This is a genomic window from Streptomyces sp. Root1310 (assembly GCF_001426425.1).
In the GTDB taxonomy this organism is placed as follows: Bacteria; Actinomycetota; Actinomycetes; order Streptomycetales; family Streptomycetaceae; genus Streptomyces.
This window is the reverse complement of sequence record NZ_LMEQ01000001.1, coordinates 969,926-988,137: the sequence shown is the minus strand read 5'-3', so window position 1 is coordinate 988,137 and position 18,212 is coordinate 969,926. Positions and strand designations below refer to the sequence as shown.

The window sequence follows — 18,212 nt, the reverse complement described above, 5'->3', positions numbered from 1 at the left end:
CCGGCGCGCGCGGTACGATCCGCGCCCGAATGCCGGGCCCGAATGCCGGGCCCGAATGCCGCGCCCGGCCGCCGCCCGGCGCCGACCGGCCGACGAGGCGAAGGGGGCACGTGACGTGACGGTCATCGCCGTGACCGGGCACATGGACCTGACCGAGGACAGCCTCCCCCTGGTCCGCTCCGCCCTGGACGACCTCCTCGGGCGCTACGCACGCGACGGCCGGCTCGTCGGCGTCTCCTGCCTCGCCAGGGGCGCCGACCTGCTGTTCGCCGAGGCCGTCCTCGCGGCCGGCGGACGCCTCACGGTCGTCGTCCCGTCGCGGGACTACCGGCTGAGCCAGGTCGGCCCCGCCGACGCACCCCTCTTCGACCGCCTGCTCGAAGCCGCCGCGGAGGTCCTCGTCCTCCCGCGGGAGAAGGCCGGCCCGCGGGCGTACGAGGCCGCCAACACCGTGCTGATCGAACGCGCCGACCGGCTCGTCGCCGTGTGGAACGGCGGACCGCCCAGCGGCCGGGGCGGCGGCACCGCCGACACCGTCCTCGCGGCTCGGGCGGCGAGCCTGCCGGTCGACGTCGTGTGGCCCGAAGGCGCTGTCCGCGGCGGCTGACGCGATCCGCGCACCCCGGCACCCCCCGCCTCCGCAGGTACCCGTACCTGCCGCGCACCCGCTGCGTACCGGGGGGTGGTTGTTCCCGGCGCGTGCGCGACGGACCGCGTGCTGTCGGTGGTGTGGTGCACACTGGCCAGATCGGCACCACGTCAGGGAGCGCACCGTGACCGCGTCCAACGCGTCCACCGGAGAGGGACACCACCGCCAGACCGGCAAGGCCGGCCAGATCTGCCAGGCTGCCCGGGTCGACCCCCTGGCGGCCCGGCGCGCCCCCGGTGATCCACCGTGGGACGTCTACCTCACCGGCACCGTCTTCCTCGACATCATCTTCACCGGGCTCGACTCCGCCCCGGTGCGCGGGACCGAGTCCTGGGCGCGCGGGATGGGTTCGAGCCCGGGCGGCGTCGCCAACATGGCCACCGCACTCGCCCGGCTCGGCCTGCGCACCTCCCTGGCGGCGGCCTTCGGGGACGACCACTACGGCGAGTACTGCTGGGACGCTCTCGAACAGGGCGAGGGCATCGACCTCAGCGTCTCGCGCTCCGTCCCCGGCTGGCACTCGCCGGTCACCGTCTCCATGGCCTACGAGGGCGAGCGGACCATGGTCTCCCACGGCCACGAACCGCCCGTCGAGGCCGTGCTGACGCAGGAAGGGGCGCCCGAGCACCCGCCGCACGCCCGCGCCGCCGTCGCCTCCCTCACCCCCGGCAAGCCCGCCCCCTGGATCGAGCGGGCCGCCGGTCAGGGCACCCGCATCTTCGCCGACGTCGGCTGGGACGACACCGGCGCCTGGGACCTGGCCGGTCTCACCGACCTGGCGCACTGCGAGGCCTTCCTGCCGAACGCGGAGGAGGCCATGCGCTACACCGGCGCCACCTGTCCCCGCGCCGCCGCCCACGCCCTCACCGCGTACGTACCGCTCGCGGTCGTGACCCTCGGCGCGGAGGGCGCCTACGCCGTGGACCGGCGCACCGGCGAGTCCGCCGAGGTCCCGGCCATCGCCGTCGAGGCCCTCGACCCCACCGGCGCGGGGGACGTCTTCGTGGCCGGCTTCGTCACCGGCACGCTGGCCGACTGGCCGCTCGCCGACCGCCTCGCCTTCGCGGGCCTCACCGCGGCCCTCTCCGTGCAGGAGTTCGGCGGCTCGCTCTCCGCCCCCGGCTGGTCCGAGATCGCGGCCTGGTGGAGCAGGGTCCAGTCGGTCGAGAGCCAGGACCCCGAGGCGCTCCTGCGGTACGCGTTCCTGGACGCCCTGCTCCCGACGCTGCTCCCGGCGGCGGAGGAGGCCACGCCGTGGCCGCTGCGCAGAGCGGTGCCGACGATCGGTTTCGGCCGCTCGGCGTAGTCGCGGACACGGTCCCCGGACCCGCCCCGCCCTGTCGCAGGACCCGCCGTCCGCCCCTCGCAGGACCCGCCGCCCGACCCTCGTCGGCCCCGGAAAAGCCCTACGGCGTTGTCAGTCCCCTGGCGTACCCTTGAACTCGCCAGGCCGCCCTTGTGGCAGGCGAGACGCATCCGGGAGGACGTAGAGGCCTTCGGGCCGGCCTATGACTCAGACACCCACAGCTCACACGCCCGCGCAGGGCCAGGCGAGAGCACAGTTCACCGTTCCCGCCCAGCACCCCATGGTGACGGTGCTGGGATCCGGAGACTCCCTCCTGCGCGTGATAGAGACGGCCTTCCCGGCGGCCGACATCCATGTCCGGGGCAATGAGATCAGCGCGGTCGGCGACCCACGGGAAGTCGCTCTCGTCCAGCGCCTGTTCGACGAGATGATGCTGGTGCTCCGCACCGGACAGCCGATGACGGAGGACGCAGTGGAACGCTCGATCGCCATGCTGCGGGCGAGTGAGAACGGGACGAACGACGGCCAGGAGACCCCGGCCGAGGTTCTGACGCAGAACATCCTGTCCTCGCGCGGCCGCACCATCAGACCCAAGACCCTCAACCAGAAGCGCTACGTCGACGCGATCGACAAGCACACGATCGTCTTCGGCATCGGCCCGGCCGGTACCGGCAAGACCTACCTGGCCATGGCCAAGGCGGTCCAGGCCCTCCAGTCCAAGCAGGTCAACCGCATCATCCTGACCCGCCCGGCGGTCGAGGCGGGGGAGCGGCTCGGCTTCCTCCCGGGCACGCTGTACGAGAAGATCGACCCCTACCTGCGCCCGCTGTACGACGCGCTGCACGACATGCTGGACCCGGACTCGATCCCGAAGCTGATGGCCTCGGGAACGATCGAGGTCGCGCCGCTGGCGTACATGCGCGGCCGGACGCTCAACGACGCCTTCATCATCCTGGACGAGGCCCAGAACACGAGCCCCGAGCAGATGAAGATGTTCCTCACCCGGCTCGGCTTCGACTCGAAGATCGTGATCACGGGTGACGTGACCCAGGTCGACCTGCCGAACGGCACGAAGTCGGGTCTGCGGCAGGTCCAGGACATCCTGGAGGGGCTCGACGACGTGCACTTCTCCCGCCTGTCGTCCCAGGACGTCGTCCGGCACAAGCTCGTCGGCCGTATCGTCGACGCGTACGAGCAGTACGACAGCGAGAACGGTACGGAGAACGGCACCCACAAGGGCGGCCGTAACAAGCGGAAGTAGACAAGCCAGCACCATGTCGATCGACGTCAACAACGAGTCCGGAACCGAGGTCGACGAGCAGGCGATCCTCGACATCGCCCGCTACGCGCTCGCGCGGATGCGCATCCACCCGCTCTCCGAGCTCTCGGTGATCGTCGTGGACACCGATGCCATGGAGCAGCTGCACATCCAGTGGATGGACCTGCCGGGGCCGACGGACGTCATGTCCTTCCCCATGGACGAGCTGCGTCCGCCGTCGAAGGACGACGACGAGCCCCCGCAGGGCCTCCTCGGCGACATCGTGCTGTGCCCCGAGGTCGCCGCCCGGCAGGGCACCGAGGCGCCGACGCAGCACTCCATGGACGAGGAGCTCCAACTGCTCACCGTCCACGGGGTGCTGCACCTGCTGGGGTACGACCACGAGGAGCCCGAGGAGAAGGCCGAGATGTTCGGTCTGCAGGCCGCCATCGTCGACGGCTGGCGTGCGGAGAAGGGCCTGACCGGCCCGTCCCCGGCCCCGACCGTGTCATGAGCCCCACCCTCGTCGCCGGCGCGATCGCCCTGGTCGTCGTCGCCTGGCTCGCCGCCTGCGCGGAGGCGGGTCTCGCGCGCGTCTCCAGCTTCCGCGCCGAGGAGGCCGTACGGTCCGGCCGGCGGGGCAGCGCCAAGCTCGCGCAGATCGCCGCCGACCCCACCCGCTATCTGAACGTGGCGCTGCTGGTCCGCGTCGCCTGCGAGATGGCGGCCGCCGCGCTGGTCACCTACGCCTGCCTCCAGGAGATCGACGGCACGACCGGGGCCCTGCTCGCGGCGATCGGCGTGATGGTCCTCGTCTCGTACGTCGCCGTGGGCGTCTCCCCGCGCACGATCGGCCGCCAGCACCCGCTGAACACCGCGACGGCGGCCGCGTACGTGCTGCTCCCGCTGGCGCGGATCATGGGCCCGATCCCGTCGCTGCTGATCCTCATCGGCAACGCGCTGACCCCCGGCAAGGGCTTCCGCCGGGGCCCCTTCGCCTCCGAGGCGGAGCTGCGCGCGCTGGTCGACCTCGCCGAGAAGGAGTCCCTGATCGAGGACGACGAGCGCCGCATGGTGCACTCCGTCTTCGAACTCGGCGACACCCTCGTACGCGAGGTCATGGTCCCGAGGACCGACCTCGTCGTCATCGAGCGGTACAAGACCATCCGCCAGGCGCTGACCCTCGCCCTGCGCTCCGGCTTCTCCCGCATACCGGTGACCGGGGAGAACGAGGACGACATCGTCGGCATCGTGTATCTGAAGGACCTGGTCCGCAAGACGCACATCAACCGGGACGCCGAGGGCGAGCTGGTGTCGACGGCGATGCGGCCCGCCGCCTTCGTCCCCGACACCAAGAACGCCGGTGACCTGCTGCGGGAGATGCAGCAGGACCGCAACCACGTCGCCGTCGTCATCGACGAGTACGGGGGCACGGCCGGCATCGTCACCATCGAGGACATCCTCGAGGAGATCGTCGGCGAGATCACCGACGAGTACGACCGTGAACTCCCGCCGGTGGAGGAACTCGGCGACGACCGTCACCGGGTCACCGCCCGCCTCGACATCACCGACCTCGGCGAGCTGTACGGCCTCGAGGAGTACGACGACGAGGACGTGGAGACGGTCGGCGGGCTGCTCGCCAAGGCGTTGGGCCGGGTGCCCATCGCCGGGGCGTCGAGCGTGGTCGACCTGCCGGACGGGCGCGCGCTGCGGCTGACGGCGGAGGCCGCGGCCGGCCGTCGGAACAAGATCGTCACGGTGCTGGTGGAGCCGCTGGAATCGGCGGACCGGCCGCAGGACGAGACGAAACCGGAATGACGGAATGACGGAGTGACGGAGTGACGGAGTGACCCCTCAGGAACTGCGCGCCTTGTGCCTCTCCTTCAACGCGGCGGTGGAGGACTTCCCCTTCCGGCCGGAGATCTCGGTCTTCAAGGTCGGCGGCAAGCTGTTCGCCCTGACGACCCTGGACGCGCGGCCCCTGACGGTGAACCTCAAGTGCGACCCGGACGACGCGGTGCGGCTGCGCGGGGAGTACGAGGGGCTGATCGTCCCCGGATGGCACATGAACAAGCGGCACTGGAACACGGTGACGGTCGACGGAGAGCTCCCGGACCGGCTGGTCCGGGAGCTCGTCGAGGACTCCTACGACCTGGTGGTCGCCGGTCTGCCGCGCGCCGAGCGGCTGCGGCTCGACCGTCCCTGAGTCCGTCCGGCGGCCACCCGGTCGCGCGGCCCGAGTCCTTCAGGCCACCGGAACGGACGGGGGAGCCGCCGGAGCCGCCCCTGCCGGTGCCGACGGCACCACCCGTCACGCGGTCGAGCAGGGCAGACGCGGTGAGCGGATCGGTTCTTCGTATGCTCGGGGCATGACCGACAGCAACGCGCTCGACCCCGAGGACCGCAAGATCGTCACCCTGGCCCGTTCCGCGCGGGCCCGCAACGGTGTGCCCGAGGGGGCCGCCGTACGGGACGAGACCGGACGTACGTATGTCGCGGGGACGGTGGATCTGCCGTCGCTGCGGCTGAGCGCGCTCCGGACGGCGGTGGCGATGGCGGTGGCCTCGGGGGCGGAGTCGCTGGAGGCGGCGGCGGTGGTGACGGCGTCGGACACGGCCGCCGAGGACGATCTGGCCGCCGTACGGGATCTCGGAGGGGCGGGGACGCCGGTGCTGCTGGCCTCGCCGGACGGCACCGTCCGGCGCACCGTGTCCGCCGGCTGACGGCTGACAGCAGGTCACGGGTGGGCCTGTCGGAGGTAGGCCGGAATTCAACCTTGCCGTTCTCGCATCGCTCGCGCATCAATGGAACCGCAAGTTCCGACGGACCGTCAGATCGGTCGCCGGATCCGGATGCCGGATCCGGACGTCGGATCTCCACCTGGGCAGGGTGTCCGCACCCATCCCTCCCGGGCGGTGGTCCGTCGGCATCTCCCGTCCATCCACCCCCCACATGGATTCCCGTAGTCGGGAAGGGAGCGGATCCCATGAGAGGCAAGCGAATCGGATCAGGTGCGGCAATGCTGGTCGGGGCCCTCGCGGTCACCGGACTGGCGCTCGCGCCCTCGGCTGTCGCCGTCACCCCGCTGACGGCGACCGTCACCGCCAACTGCGGTCTCTTCGGAGGCGGCGCAGCCACCCTCACGGCCACCCAGACGGGTACGGCCGCCACCCTCAAACTGTCGTCCACCGCCATCACCGCGCCGATCCCGATCGGCGCGAACAGCATCAGTTCCACGCTCACGATGGCGAACTCGACCGGCGCCGCCAGGGTCTTCTCCGGCGCCGTGAACCCCGCCATGGCCACCGGCGACCCGATCACGGTCGGTCCGCTCAACGGGACCGTGGCCTCCGGCGACAGCCTGAACTTCTACGGCGGCTCCCTGAAGATGGTCGTCTTCGGGATCACCGTCACCTGTACGGCGAACGCGGCACAGGCGCCGGGTCCGTTCGTGTTCAGCTGATAGCGGTTGGAAACTGATCCGACAGGCCGTCAGTTTTCCGGCTCCGCCAGGAAGCTGACGGCCCATCAGTTCACCGCGTGATGTCCATTGACTTCTCGCGCGATCCGCATCTCAATGCCCCCTGTCGGCGCAGAAGAGCCGCTGCGCCCGCACCCTGGAGGAGGGGGCAACATGGGTTCACCCCGAAGTTCCGGAAGCACCCGAGGTTCCCGAAGACGGCGCTGGGCGTCGCTGCTCGGGGCGACCGCGCTCGCGGTCGCCGCCGGCGGTGCGCTGGCGGCCCCGGCCGGCGCCGCGGCCAACGTGGACTTTCCCACGCACTGCATCCCGCCGGCCATCGCGGGCCTCCCGCCGATCGACGGCACCACGACCGCGAAGATCACGGCGGACAAGACCAGCCCCGAGGTCGGGGACACCGTCACCGTCACGTACACGGTGGTCACGCCCGCCGCGAGCAACCCCACCGACCTGGCCCTGCCGGCCGACATCATGACGCCGACGGGCAAGGTCACCCTCGGTGGCGCGCAGACCGGCAGCGTCACGGTCACGGGGCCGAAGAAGAACGACCCGGTGCCGGGCAAGGGAGCCTTCCCGTCGTTCTCCATGACCGGCACGTTCACCGTCACCACGCCCGGCGCGATCACCCTCTCGCCCGGTGACTACAACATCCACACCAGCTACATCCTGGAGCTGGACACCCCCTGCACGGTGACCAACCCGCCCGCCCCGGTGTCGGAGACCGTCACCGCCGCCGACAACCCGCCGGCCAACACCCGCGCGATCTCGCTGGGTTCGGCCTCCGGCAGTCCGGGCGCGGCCGTCGCCGTCACCGGCAGCGGCTTCACCGCGGGCGCGACCGTCACGCTGGCCGGACGCTCCGCGTCCGCCCAGACCGCGGACACGGCCACCGTGACCGCGGACGCGCAGGGCGGCATCTCCGGCTCGCTCGTCGTCAGCGACCTCACCACGACCGGTGTCGTGGCGTACGAGGGCGGCGCGTGGAGCTCGGACCTCGGTGCCGGGCCGGTCGCGTACGTCGTCATCGACGACCAGCCCGTACCGGAGGGCAGCCAGAAGGTGACCACCACGGTCCGGGCGGGCACGCTGTCGATGTCCCAGGCCGGGGACGCCGTCCAGCTGTCCGCCGTCGACTTCGGTCAGGGCGGGGCCTCGACCGGCGCGCTCCAGACCGTGACCGTCAAGGACTTCCGCGGCGGACCCGCGGGCTGGTCCCTGACCGGCAAGGTCACCGACTTCAGCGGCCCCGGCGCCAAGATCGACGCCGGCAAGCTGAGCTGGACGCCCGCGTGCACCACCAAGGCGGGCAGCCCGAGCACCTGTCAGGCCGGTTCCGCGGGCACGGTCGGCGCCTCGGGGGCGACCCTGGCGTCCACACCCGACGGCACGGCCACCGGCGGCGAGTTCACCACCGGCGCCCAACTGTCCCTCGACGTACCGTCGTTCACGCCTCCGGGCAGCTACGCCGGCGTCCTGACCCTGACGCTCACCTGACCCGTACCCACCACGTCCACCGGTGGCCGGGCGCCCGCCCCACAGGTCCGCACCCGCCCGACCACCCAGCCGCCGAAGCCCGTCCGCCGGCGCCCGTCCGACGAAGTCCTTCGTCGGCGCCCGTCCGCCGAGCGCGTCAGTCGGCGCCCGTCCGCCGAAGCCCGTTCTGCGAAGTCCGTTCGCCGAAGTCCGTTCGCCGGGACCCGCCAGACGGGGCCCGTCCGCCGGGGGGTCCGCACCCATGCGCAAGCCGTACGTCCTCCTCCTGCTCCTGCCGCTGCTGGTGTTCCTGTCGCCCGCGCCCCCCGCCCGCGCCGCCGACAACGGCAGCTGGTCGGTCTACCCCGTCTCCTCGGCCGTCGCCGCACGGCCCTACTTCTATGTCTCCGCCGATCCCGGCCAGACGATCGAGGACAAGGTCGTCGTCGCCAACAAGACGGCCGGACCCCTCACCTTCCGGCTGTACGCGGCCGACGCCTACAACACCGCGCGCGACGGCGGGTTCGCCGTGAAGTCGCTCGGCGAGAAGATGCGCGGTGTCGGCGCCTGGGCCGAGCTGCCGAAGAACCGGGTCACGGTGCCCGGCCGCGCCACGGTCACCGTGCCGTTCACCGTCCGGGTGCCCGAGGGCGCCGAGCCCGGCGACCACCCGGGGGCGATCGTCGCCCTCGACGAACGGGTCGAGCAGGGCGACGGCGGGGTCGCGCTGGGCGTCCAGCGGGCCGTCGGCGCCCGCGTCTACCTGCAGGTCGGCGGGCCCACGCTGCCCGCGCTCGCCGTCGAGAACGTCCAGGTCAGCCATCACCAGCCGCTGGTCCCCGGCCTCGGCGACAGCACGGCGACCATCTCGTACACCCTGCACAACACCGGCAACGTCACCCTCGCACCGAAGGTGGAGCTGAAGGCGAGCGGCCTGTTCGGCCGCACCCTCCTGACCCGGGACCTGACGAAGCTCCCCTCCCAGCTCCTCCCGGGCCAACGCGTCCGCCTCACCGAACGCTGGACCGACGCCCCCCAGCTCGACCGGACGGACGTCACGCTGACGGCGACCGCCAAGGGCACCGAGGAGTCGGCGAAAGCGTCCTTCGTGGCGGTGCCGTGGCTGGTGGTCGGGGTCGTGGTGGCGGCGATCGCGGCAGGGGTGTGGCTCGTGATCAGACGACGGCGAAGGCCCGCAGGGTCCAGCCGCCCAGGGGCGCGGGGAACTGCGCGACAAGCCCCCACGGACCCGCGGCCGAAACTCAGCCGGACCGCCGGAGGCTGACGCCAGTGCCGTGGCCGGAAAGGTTCACCGAGCCGGTGCACCTTTCCGGTCGCAGCACTAGAGCGCGTCGGGCCCCCGCTCGCCCGTCCGCACCCGCACGACCGTCTCGACGGGCAGCGCCCACACCTTGCCGTCACCGATCTTCCCGGTGTGCGCGGCGCGCACGATCGCGTCGATCACGGCCTCGGACTCCGCGTCGCCGACGACGACCTCGATGCGCACCTTGGGCACGAGGTCGACCTGGTACTCGGCGCCCCGGTACACCTCGGTGTGACCGCGCTGCCGGCCGTAGCCGCTGGCCTCGGTCACGGTCAGGCCGTGCACGCCGAGCTCCTGGAGGGCCGTCTTGACCTCGTCGAGGCGGTAGGGCTTGACGATCGCGGTGATGAGCTTCATTCCTGTGGCTTGACCTTCTGGGCGGAGAGGAGGGGGTGCGAGCCGACCGGGGCGCCGTGGCCCAGGACGCCGTGATCGTATGCCGTCTCGGCGTGCACCGTAAGGTCCAGGCCGGTGTGCTCGTGGTCCTCGTGCGCGCGCAGGCCGATCGCCTTGTCGAGCACCTTGGCGATGCCGTACGTGACGGTGAAGGCGTACGCCCCCACGACGGCCACGGCGACCAGCTGCCTGCCGAGCTGGGCGAGCCCGCCGCCGTAGAGGAGGCCCTCGGCGCCGCCGGTCATGGTGTCCACGGCGAAGACGCCGATGAGGAGCGTGCCGATGATCCCGCCGACCAGGTGGACCCCGACCACGTCGAGGGAGTCGTCGTAGTTCAGCTTGAACTTCCAGCTCACGGCATAGGAGCAGACGACTCCGGCGGCGAGGCCGACGACCAGGGCGCCGAGCAGGGAGACGGAGCCGCAGGAGGGCGTGATGGCCACCAGGCCCGCGACCGCGCCGGACGCCGCGCCCAGCGTCGTCGGGTGGCCGTCGCGCCGCTGCTCGACGAAGAGCCAGCCGAGCAGACCGGTGCAGCCGGCGGCGAGGGTGTTGAGGAACGCGGCCGCAGCCAGACCGTTCGCGCCCAGTGCCGAGCCCGCGTTGAAACCGAACCAGCCGAACCAGAGCAGACCCGCGCCCAGCATCACCATGGGGAGGTTGTGCGGACGCATCGCGTCCTTCCTGAAGCCCAGCCGCGGGCCCAGGACCAGGCACAACGCGAGGCCCGAGGCGCCCGAGGTGATCTCGACGGGGAGACCGCCGGCGAAGTCGAGGGCGCCGAGCCGGTCGAGGATCAAGCCACCGGGGCCCCACACCCAGTGCGCCACGGGAACGTATACGAGGAGCGCCCAGACCGGCACGAAGACCAGCCACGCGCCGAATTTCGCCCGGTCCGCGATCGCGCCGCTGATCAGGGCGGCCGTGATGATCGCGAAGGTGAGCTGGAAGGTGGCGAACAGCAGGGTCGGGACCGTGCCCTGCACGCTGTCCGGGCCGAGGCCGGCCATCCCGGCGTGCTCGAGTCCGCCGATCAGTCCGCCCCCGGCGTCGTCGCCGAACGCGAGCGAGTAGCCGGCCGTCAGCCACACCACCGTGACCAGCGCGATCGACACAAAGCTCATCATGAGCATGTTGAGGACGCTCTTCGTGCGGACCATGCCTCCGTAGAAGAGGGCGAGACCCGGGGTCATCAGCAGGACGAGGGCGGTGGCGGCGAGCAGCCAGGCGGTGTCGCCGGTGTCCGCGTGGGCGGCGGCCAGAGTCACGGGAATCTCCAACGATGCGGGGGCTCGTCAGAGGTTCACCGCTTCCGGTTTCCGGTCGCGTACAGGTGTGTTTCCGTGACGTTTCGTTGCGTGGAGGTTTCCGGGAGCTCACGGTGGAGGGCGTTGCCGCTCGTGTGTGCGGCGGGGCTTCGTGGATCAGGGAGAATGGGGGCCATGAGCGTTCGTAACCAGTCATCCGAGCAGTCGGCCGAGGCCATCCACCGCGCCGGCTTCGCCTGCTTCGTGGGCCGTCCCAACGCGGGCAAGTCCACCCTCACGAACGCTCTGGTCGGGAAGAAGGTGGCGATCACCTCGAACCGTCCCCAGACCACCCGGCACACGGTGCGGGGCATCGTGCACCGCCCGGACGCCCAGCTGATCCTGGTCGACACACCGGGCCTGCACAAGCCGCGCACCCTGCTCGGCGAGCGGCTCAACGACGTCGTGCGCGCCACCTGGGCCGAGGTCGACGTCATCGGCTTCTGCCTGCCGGCCAACGAGAAGCTGGGCCCCGGCGACCGCTTCATCGCCAAGGAGCTGGCCGGGATCAAGCGGACCCCGAAGGTCGCGGTCGTCACGAAGACCGACCTCGTGGACTCCAAGACGCTCGCCGAGCAGCTCATCGCGATCGACCAGCTCGGCAAGGAGCTGGGGTTCGAGTGGGCGGAGATCGTGCCGGTCTCGGCGGTCGGCGACCAGCAGGTCGGACTGCTGGCGGACCTCCTCGCCCCGATGCTCCCGGAGAGCCCGCCCCTCTACCCCGAGGGCGACCTGACGGACGAGCCCGAGCAGGTGATGGTCGCCGAGCTGATCCGCGAGGCGGCGCTGGAGGGCGTCCGGGACGAACTCCCGCACTCCATCGCGGTGGTCGTCGAGGAGATGCTCCCGCGCGAGGACCGCCCGGCGGAGAAGCCGCTGCTCGACATCCACGCGAACATCTACATCGAGCGCCCCAGCCAGAAGGGCATCATCATCGGCCCCAAGGGCAAGCGCCTGAAGGACGTCGGCATCAAGTCCCGCAAGCAGATCGAAGCCCTGCTGGGCACTCCGGTCTTCCTCGACCTGCACGTGAAGGTCGCGAAGGACTGGCAGCGCGACCCCAAGCAGCTGCGCAAGCTGGGGTTCTGAGGCCGTCAGGGGCTTTCAGACGGCCTGCGGGGACATGTCCTGCAACCCCACCACCCGGAGCAACCGGAGCCGCTCGTAGGCCTCCGTGCCCGGGCGGGCCGTGTGGATGACCAGGAGCTGGTGGTGTTCGTGGCTGAGCAGGACCTCGCAGTCCAGCTCCAGCAGGCCGACCAGCGGGTGCAGGAAGCGTTTCGTCGCCTTGTGGCGCAGGGACACCTCGTGTTCGTCCCAGAGGCGGGCGAACTCCTCGCTCGACGAACGGAGTTCGGCGACCAGCGCGGCCGGTTCGGGGTCGTCGGGGCGGGCGGCGGTCACCGCGCGCAGGTTGGCCACCTGGGCGCGGGCGTGGTCCGGCCGGTCCTCCTCCGGGAACAGGCAACGGGCCTGCGGATCGGTGAAGTAGAGACGGAGCAGGTTGCGCTCGCGCCGGGGGCGCGACATCACATCGCGGGTCAGCGCCCTGCCCATGGCGTTCTGGGCCAGGACCTCGCCGCAGTCCGTCACGACCTGCGCCGGTGTGTCGTGCAGACGGTCCAGGATCAGCATCAGACCGGGCGGGACGTGCGCCGACGCCGTCTCGCGGCGCGGGGGCTCCTCGCCGGTCAGGTGGAACAGATGGTCGCGTTCGTCGTCGGTGAGACGCAGGGCGCGGGCCAGCGCCGTCAGCATCTGGCGGGACGGGCGCGGGCCGCGGCACTGTTCCAGGCGTGTGTAGTAGTCGACCGACATGCCTGCCAGCTGGGCCACCTCCTCGCGGCGCAGTCCGGGCGTACGGCGGCGGGCCCCCGGCGTCAGACCCACGTCCGACGGGTTCAGACGGGCCCGGCCGCGGCGCAGGAAGTCGGCGAGTTCGGTTCGGTTCACCCCTCCAGGCTGCGCCAGGCCGGCCGTCTTATCCAGGGACTGCCGGTCCCCTGATCGACGGGTCTCTCCCGGTCGTCCCCGCTCCGTCCGAGGCTGGTGGCACCGACCAAGAGGAGTGGATGACGATGCTGACACTGGTGACGGGTACGACGGGACAGGTCGGCCGGCGCTTTGTGCCGAGGCTGCTGGCACAGGCCGCGCCGGGGGAGAACGTGCGGGTCCTGGTGCGCGACGCGGCACGGGGGGAGCGGTTCGCGGAGCTGGGCGCCGAGGTCGTGCTCGGGGATCTGCGGGACGCGGAGGCGCTCGGCAAGGCGGTGGCCGGGGTGGACGCGGTCGTGAACGTCGCGGCGTCCTTCCGCGGGGTGCCGGACGAGGAGGCGTGGGCCGTCAACCGGGACGCGGCGGTGGAACTGGGCCGCGCCGCGCTGGCCTCGGGCGTGCGGCGCTTCGTGCAGGTCAGCACGGGACTGGTGTACGGCCTCGGGCGGGGCCGCCCGCTGGTCGAGGACGACGAGGTCCGGCCCGGCGGCGGGGCGATGTGGGGCGCCTACCCCGAGGCGAAGGGGGTGGCCGAGCGGGAACTGTTCGCGCTGGACGGCCTGGACGTGCGCGTCGGCCGTCTCGCCTTCGTCTACGGCGAGGGCGATCCGCACCTCGCCCAGTCGCTGATGTGGGCGGGGAACTGGGCGGCGGCCCAGCGGCTGCACATGGTCCATCACGTGGACGTCGCCCAGGGGCTGCTGCGCCTCCTGCACGCGCCGGGAGCCGCCGGCCGGGCCTACAACATCGCCGACGACGCGCCCGTCACGGCGGTCGAGCTGCACCAGCTCAACGGGGTCGAGGTGCCCGCCGAGCTCTACGAGCGCACCGACCCCGACCCGTTCTTCCAGCTGACCTCCACCGAACGCATCCGCCGCGAACTCGGCTTCCGCCCGCTGTACCCCAGCGTCTACGCGGCCCGGGACGCCGGAGCCCTCTGACGGGTCAGTCCACGCCCCTGATCCGGCCCACCAGTACCGCCCCCGCCAGCCCGACCGCCGCCGCCACCAGGTAGAGCACCCGGTAGCCGCCGAGGTAGGTGACGATCGGCGCGGCGAGGGCGGGGGCCGCGACCTGGGGCAGGGCGTTGGCCACGTTGATGACGCCCAGGTCCTTGCCCCGGTCCCCGGCCTTCGGCAGCACGTCCGTCATGAGCGCGAAGTCGACCGACGTGAACACGCCGAAGCCGATGCCCAGCACCGCGGCCGCGGCGATCGCGCCCGGCCAGGTCTGCCAGACCGCCAGTCCCGCCGTCGCCACCGCCATCAGCACGCCCGACCAGATCACGAACGGCTTGCGCCTGCCGACCCGGTCCGACCAGGCGCCTCCGACGACCACGGTGGCGAGCAGCGTCAGCCCGTTCACCGCGGTCAGGATCAGCACGCCCTGCTCGGGGTCGGAGTGGTGCAGGCGGTCGCGCAGGTAGTAGAGGAGGTACAGCAGCACCAGCGCGTTGCTCAGGTTCATCAGGAAGCGGGTCAGCCATGCCCAGCCCAGGTCGGGGTACTTCCGCGGGCTCAGCCAGAACCCGGCCGCGAAGCCCCGCCAGGACCAGGCCGGCCGGTCCTCCACGGCCAGCCGCAGATCCTCGTACCGGAGCACGTACGGCAGGACGCCCAGCGTCGTGAAGACCGCGCACGCGAGGTACCCCGCTCCGACGCCCCCTGCGGCCGTCGCGAGCCCGGTGCCGCCGACCACGCCGAGGATCTGCGCGGCCCCCAGCCAGCCGCCCACCGAGCCCCGCTGGAGCCGGGGGACCCGGTCGGGAACGGCGGCCGTCACCGCCGCGAAGGCCGCGTTCAGCGTCAGCTGGACCAGGCACCAGCCCGCCGCCATGGTCCAGACGCCGTCCGCTCCCGCGAGCAGCAGCAGCGAGAGGGCGCCGCCCGCCGTTCCCGCCACGATCCACGGCGTACGGCGGCCCCGGCGGGAGGCCGTACGGTCCGACAGCGCGCCGAAGAGGGGGTTCGCGGCCAGGGACACCATCGCGCCCACGCCCGTGACCCAGGCGAGCATGGTCTCCTTCGACATGCCCGAGCCGGGCGCGAAGTCCTCGGCCTGGGAGGCCAGCAGGATCTGGAGGGGCCCGTACCAGCCCACCCAGATCGCTCCGTTGGCGAGGGACAGGGCCGAGGTCCAGCCCCGGCCCACCCGCTCGACGGGCTCGGCCAGCGCGGCCGCCGGGGCCCTGTCCGCCGTCGTCATCTCTGTGCCCGCAGGACGTCCCGCAGCCAGGCGTACGACGCCTTCGGGGTCCTGACCTGGGTCTCGAAGTCCACGTGGACCAGGCCGAAGCGGCGCTCGTAACCCTCGGCCCACTCGAAGTTGTCCAGCAGCGACCACACGAAGTAGCCGCGCACGTCGACGCCCGCCTCCACGGCCCGGTGCAGGGCGCGGAGATGACCGTCCAGGTAGGCGATGCGCTCCCGGTCGTCGACGCCGTCGTAGCTGCATCCGTTCTCCGTGATGACGATCGGGGGGAGCCGGTCGCCGTAGCGGTCGCGGAAGGTGGTCAGGAGTTCCGTGAGACCCTCCGGGACGACCGGCCAGCCGAAGTCCGTCACCGGGACGCCCTCTATCTGCTGTACGGAGAACGGCAGTTCGGCCGGCATGCGGATGCCGCCGAACTCGATCTCCGTGCCCTGCGGGGCGCCCACCTTCGTCGGCGCGTAGTAGTTGATCCCGTACCAGTCGAGCGGCTCCGAGATCACCTTGAGGTCGCCCTGGACGTCACCGCCCGGCATCAACTCGCCCAGTCCTTCCGGGTATTCGCCCAGCAGCACGGGCTCCGCGAACAGCCGGTTCAGCAGCAGGTCGTAGAAGGCGGCCGCCTCCACGTCGGCGGTTTCCCGGGAGGCCGGCCAGGTCGGGCCGTGCGAGTTGGCGATGCCGATGTCCGTGGCGCCGGCGGCGCGTAGCGCCTGGACGGCGAGGCCGTGCCCCAGCAGCTGGTGGTGGGCGGCCGGGAGCGCGTCGAACAGCAGCTGCCTGCCGGGCGCGTGGGTGCCGAGGGCGTGTCCCAGCAGGGTGTGCTCGGCCGGCTCGTTGAGGGTGATCCACTTCGTCACGCGGTCGCCGAGGCGCCCGGCCACCACCGACACGTACTCGGCGAAACGGGCCGCCGTGTCCCGCTCCAGCCAGTCGAACCGGACCGGCAGGTCCCAGTGGAAGAGGGTGGGGACCGGGCGGACACCGGCCGCGCACAGCTCGTCGACGAGCCGGTCGTAGAAGTCGAGACCGCCGGGCGAGTTCACCCTCGGCCACGAGATCGAGAAGCGGTAGGCGCCCACGCCCAGGCCCGACAGGAGCGCCACGTCCTCGGGGTAGCGGTGGTAGTGGTCGCAGGCCACCGCCGCCGTGGAGCCGTCCTTCACCCGTCCCGGCTCGGCGGTGAAGGTGTCCCAGACCGAAGGTTCGCGCTGGTCCGCCGCGCCTTCTATCTGATGCGCGGAGGTGGACACGCCCCACAGGAAGTCTGCCGGAAACCGGGGCATCGGGTTCGCCGCGTCGCGCGGATCGTTCGCCATGGGCGGGATCATCCTTACCGCTGGGTAAGGAAGTCAACGTCCCGGCCCGAACCGGCAGTTGTCCCCGCCCCGCACGCCCCCCGCGAGCCCCCTCAGGCCCCTTCCTTCAGCACCCGTGAGATCAGCTCGCGCTGCTCCTCCGTGAGCCGGGGGTCGGCCGCGTACACCGTCCTGCCGTCCACGGTGATCTCGTAGCTGAAGCCGTCGGGTACGCCGACCGAAGGCACGCCCCGGCCGGCGGCGAGCGCCCGCTCGGCCAGGGTGTGCCACTCGTGGGCGTCGGGCCGTCCCGAGGTGTCCACCTCGGCACGGCGCTCGATGCCCGCGAACCCGCCCGTGCGACTCACCTGAATACGCATGGGTCCCTGTCTATTACGGACTCAGAGAATCCGCACCCCCACCTGCTCCCACGCCTTCTCCACGGCCTGGAGCTCCTCCCCGCCGCTGCCGAAGCGCTCGCGCGCGGCCCGCACCGTCAGCTTGGCGAAGTCGGTGAAGAAGGCCCGCTCGGAGAGCTCGCCGCCGGTCAGGACGTCGTACCAGATCTGGCCGGCCTTCTCCCAGGCGTAGCCGCCGAGGGCCGTGGCGGCCAGGTAGAACGCGTGGTTGGGGATACCGGAGTTGATGTGGACGCCGCCGTTGTCGCGGCCGGTGCGGACGTACTCGTCCATCGTCGCGGGCTGCGGGTCCTTGCCGAGGACGTCGTCGTCGTACGCGGTGCCCGGCGCCTTCATGGAGCGCAGGGCGGTGCCGGTGACGGCCGGGGCGAGCAGGCCTGCGCCGATCAGCCAGTCGGCCTCGGCGGCGGTCTGGCCGAGGGAGTATTGCTTGATGAGCGAGCCGAAGACGTCGGACATCGACTCGTTGAGGGCGCCCGGCTGGCCGTTGTAGGTCAGGTTCGCCGTGTACTGCGTGACGCCGTGGGCGAGCTCGTGCCCGATGACGTCGATGGAGTTGGTGAAGTCGACGAAGATCTCGCCGTCGCCGTCACCGAACACCATCTGCTCGCCGTTCCAGAAGGCGTTGTTGTAGCCCTCGTCGTAGTGCACGGTGGCGTCGAGGGCGAGGCCGTCGCCGTCGATCGAGTGGCGCCGGTAGGCCTTCAGGTACAGGTCGAAGGTGGCGCCGAGTCCGGAGTAGGCGCGGTTGACGGTGGCGTCCCGGCCGGGATCCTGGCCCTCGGCGCGGACCTCGGTGCCGGGCAGCGAGGTGCCGTGCTCGGCGTCGTAGATGGTGCGCAGCGGCTGGTCCGACGGTGCCTTCGCCGCCGGGGCGGCCAGCAGGCCGTACTCGGTGTTCACCTGACGCAGGGCGCGCAGCTCGCTGTCGCGCAGGATGGTGCGCCGGGCGGGACCGGAGAGAGCGGGGTCGTCGTTGCGCGCCAGCCGGTCGAGGACGTGTGGCGGTACGACGGTGCAGAAGACGGGCTCGAAGCCCCCGTGAGTCGTCATGCCCGGCACCCTTGCACTGCGTTACCCGGCTGTCACCACCTGCAA

The 18,212-nt window shown here is 71.8% G+C and carries 19 protein-coding genes; 12 read left to right on the top strand and 7 right to left on the bottom strand.

All coding sequences use genetic code 11. The features are described 5' to 3' along the window. Window positions 1–115 precede the first annotated feature (115 nt). From ASD48_RS04460 to ASD48_RS04415, 10 genes are all read left to right on the top strand, one after another. Window positions 116–607 carry a hypothetical protein gene (locus tag ASD48_RS04460; RefSeq protein ID WP_057601000.1) on the top strand — a complete coding sequence of 164 codons (492 nt, stop codon included), beginning with the start codon at window positions 116–118 and terminating at the stop codon, window positions 605–607. 229 nt (window positions 608–836) lie between these two features. Continuing rightward, window positions 837–1,955 (top strand): PfkB family carbohydrate kinase, encoded by a 1,119-nt coding sequence (locus ASD48_RS04455; protein ID WP_242432545.1) that lies wholly within the window; start codon window positions 837–839, stop codon window positions 1,953–1,955. 202 nt (window positions 1,956–2,157) lie between these two features. Then, complete coding sequence (locus ASD48_RS04450; protein ID WP_079073599.1) at window positions 2,158–3,216, top strand: PhoH family protein; 1,059 nt, start codon at window positions 2,158–2,160, stop codon at window positions 3,214–3,216. A gap of 13 nt (window positions 3,217–3,229) precedes the next feature. Continuing rightward, window positions 3,230–3,727: an rRNA maturation RNase YbeY gene (gene ybeY, locus ASD48_RS04445; RefSeq protein WP_057600007.1), complete on the top strand. Its 498-nt coding sequence runs from the start codon at window positions 3,230–3,232 to the stop codon at window positions 3,725–3,727. Beyond that, complete coding sequence (locus tag ASD48_RS04440) at window positions 3,724–5,031, top strand: hemolysin family protein (RefSeq protein WP_057600006.1); 1,308 nt, start codon at window positions 3,724–3,726, stop codon at window positions 5,029–5,031. The genes ybeY and ASD48_RS04440 overlap by 4 nt, the downstream gene beginning before the upstream one ends. 28 nt (window positions 5,032–5,059) lie before the next feature. Beyond that, complete coding sequence (locus tag ASD48_RS04435) at window positions 5,060–5,419, top strand: MmcQ/YjbR family DNA-binding protein (RefSeq protein ID WP_057600005.1); 360 nt, start codon at window positions 5,060–5,062, stop codon at window positions 5,417–5,419. A 163-nt stretch (window positions 5,420–5,582) separates the two neighbouring features. Next, window positions 5,583–5,936 carry a hypothetical protein gene (locus ASD48_RS04430; protein WP_057600004.1) on the top strand — a complete coding sequence of 118 codons (354 nt, stop codon included), beginning with the start codon at window positions 5,583–5,585 and terminating at the stop codon, window positions 5,934–5,936. A gap of 263 nt (window positions 5,937–6,199) precedes the next feature. After that, window positions 6,200–6,676 carry a hypothetical protein gene (locus ASD48_RS04425; protein ID WP_057600003.1) on the top strand — a complete coding sequence of 159 codons (477 nt, stop codon included), beginning with the start codon at window positions 6,200–6,202 and terminating at the stop codon, window positions 6,674–6,676. Between the two features lie 171 nt (window positions 6,677–6,847). Further along, window positions 6,848–8,188: a beta-xylosidase gene (locus ASD48_RS04420; protein ID WP_199875633.1), complete on the top strand. Its 1,341-nt coding sequence runs from the start codon at window positions 6,848–6,850 to the stop codon at window positions 8,186–8,188. A gap of 241 nt (window positions 8,189–8,429) precedes the next feature. Then, a complete protein-coding gene (locus ASD48_RS04415) occupies window positions 8,430–9,452 on the top strand; it encodes a DUF916 domain-containing protein (protein WP_057600002.1) in 1,023 nt (340 codons plus the stop codon). Window positions 9,453–9,509: 57 nt separating this feature from the next. Here ASD48_RS04415 and ASD48_RS04410 read toward each other — a convergent pair whose 3' ends face one another. Together ASD48_RS04410 and ASD48_RS04405 are read right to left on the bottom strand one after the other, a co-directional pair. Further along, a complete protein-coding gene (locus ASD48_RS04410; RefSeq protein ID WP_057600001.1) occupies window positions 9,510–9,848 on the bottom strand; it encodes a P-II family nitrogen regulator in 339 nt (112 codons plus the stop codon). Then, window positions 9,845–11,155 carry an ammonium transporter gene (locus ASD48_RS04405; protein WP_057600000.1) on the bottom strand — a complete coding sequence of 437 codons (1,311 nt, stop codon included), beginning with the start codon at window positions 11,153–11,155 and terminating at the stop codon, window positions 9,845–9,847. Before ASD48_RS04405 ends, ASD48_RS04410 begins: the two co-directional genes overlap by 4 nt. Before the next feature lie 174 nt (window positions 11,156–11,329). Between ASD48_RS04405 and era the strand changes: the two genes are divergently transcribed. After that, window positions 11,330–12,283 carry a GTPase Era gene (era, locus tag ASD48_RS04400; protein WP_057599999.1) on the top strand — a complete coding sequence of 318 codons (954 nt, stop codon included), beginning with the start codon at window positions 11,330–11,332 and terminating at the stop codon, window positions 12,281–12,283. Between the two features lie 15 nt (window positions 12,284–12,298). On the opposite strand, the gene ASD48_RS04395 is transcribed toward era, so the two are convergent. Then, window positions 12,299–13,147 carry a helix-turn-helix transcriptional regulator gene (locus ASD48_RS04395; protein WP_057599998.1) on the bottom strand — a complete coding sequence of 283 codons (849 nt, stop codon included), beginning with the start codon at window positions 13,145–13,147 and terminating at the stop codon, window positions 12,299–12,301. A gap of 125 nt (window positions 13,148–13,272) precedes the next feature. Between ASD48_RS04395 and ASD48_RS04390 the strand changes: the two genes are divergently transcribed. After that, complete coding sequence (locus tag ASD48_RS04390) at window positions 13,273–14,130, top strand: NAD(P)-dependent oxidoreductase (protein WP_057600998.1); 858 nt, start codon at window positions 13,273–13,275, stop codon at window positions 14,128–14,130. 4 nt (window positions 14,131–14,134) lie between these two features. Here ASD48_RS04390 and ASD48_RS04385 read toward each other — a convergent pair whose 3' ends face one another. The 4 genes from ASD48_RS04385 to ASD48_RS04370 all read right to left on the bottom strand — a co-directional run bounded on the left by ASD48_RS04385 (window position 14,135) and on the right by ASD48_RS04370 (window position 18,167). Beyond that, window positions 14,135–15,394: an MFS transporter gene (locus ASD48_RS04385; protein ID WP_057599997.1), complete on the bottom strand. Its 1,260-nt coding sequence runs from the start codon at window positions 15,392–15,394 to the stop codon at window positions 14,135–14,137. Beyond that, window positions 15,391–16,716 carry a GH1 family beta-glucosidase gene (locus tag ASD48_RS04380; protein ID WP_057599996.1) on the bottom strand — a complete coding sequence of 442 codons (1,326 nt, stop codon included), beginning with the start codon at window positions 16,714–16,716 and terminating at the stop codon, window positions 15,391–15,393. Before ASD48_RS04380 ends, ASD48_RS04385 begins: the two co-directional genes overlap by 4 nt. Window positions 16,717–16,808: 92 nt before the next feature. Beyond that, on the bottom strand, window positions 16,809–17,075 hold the full coding sequence (locus tag ASD48_RS04375; protein ID WP_057599995.1) for a protealysin inhibitor emfourin: 267 nt from the start codon (window positions 17,073–17,075) through the stop codon (window positions 16,809–16,811). A 21-nt stretch (window positions 17,076–17,096) separates the two neighbouring features. Beyond that, a complete protein-coding gene (locus ASD48_RS04370; RefSeq protein ID WP_057599994.1) occupies window positions 17,097–18,167 on the bottom strand; it encodes a M4 family metallopeptidase in 1,071 nt (356 codons plus the stop codon). Window positions 18,168–18,212 lie beyond the last annotated feature (45 nt).

Excerpts from the sequence above, each read along its gene's own strand:
- era (WP_057599999.1), top strand. The coding sequence starts at position 11,330 with ATGAGCGTTCGTAACCAGTCATCCGAGCAGTCGGCCGAGGCCATCCAC.
- ASD48_RS04430 (WP_057600004.1), top strand. The coding sequence starts at position 5,583 with ATGACCGACAGCAACGCGCTCGACCCCGAGGACCGCAAGATCGTCACC.
- ASD48_RS04410 (WP_057600001.1), bottom strand. The coding sequence starts at position 9,848 with ATGAAGCTCATCACCGCGATCGTCAAGCCCTACCGCCTCGACGAGGTC.
- ybeY (WP_057600007.1), top strand. The coding sequence starts at position 3,230 with ATGTCGATCGACGTCAACAACGAGTCCGGAACCGAGGTCGACGAGCAG.
- ASD48_RS04450 (WP_079073599.1), top strand. The coding sequence starts at position 2,158 with ATGACTCAGACACCCACAGCTCACACGCCCGCGCAGGGCCAGGCGAGA.
- ASD48_RS04390 (WP_057600998.1), top strand. The coding sequence starts at position 13,273 with ATGCTGACACTGGTGACGGGTACGACGGGACAGGTCGGCCGGCGCTTT.
- ASD48_RS04440 (WP_057600006.1), top strand. The coding sequence starts at position 3,724 with ATGAGCCCCACCCTCGTCGCCGGCGCGATCGCCCTGGTCGTCGTCGCC.
- ASD48_RS04375 (WP_057599995.1), bottom strand. The coding sequence starts at position 17,075 with ATGCGTATTCAGGTGAGTCGCACGGGCGGGTTCGCGGGCATCGAGCGC.
- ASD48_RS04380 (WP_057599996.1), bottom strand. The coding sequence starts at position 16,716 with ATGGCGAACGATCCGCGCGACGCGGCGAACCCGATGCCCCGGTTTCCG.
- ASD48_RS04370 (WP_057599994.1), bottom strand. The coding sequence starts at position 18,167 with ATGACGACTCACGGGGGCTTCGAGCCCGTCTTCTGCACCGTCGTACCG.
- ASD48_RS04415 (WP_057600002.1), top strand. The coding sequence starts at position 8,430 with ATGCGCAAGCCGTACGTCCTCCTCCTGCTCCTGCCGCTGCTGGTGTTC.
- ASD48_RS04425 (WP_057600003.1), top strand. The coding sequence starts at position 6,200 with ATGAGAGGCAAGCGAATCGGATCAGGTGCGGCAATGCTGGTCGGGGCC.
- ASD48_RS04385 (WP_057599997.1), bottom strand. The coding sequence starts at position 15,394 with ATGACGACGGCGGACAGGGCCCCGGCGGCCGCGCTGGCCGAGCCCGTC.
- ASD48_RS04420 (WP_199875633.1), top strand. The coding sequence starts at position 6,848 with ATGGGTTCACCCCGAAGTTCCGGAAGCACCCGAGGTTCCCGAAGACGG.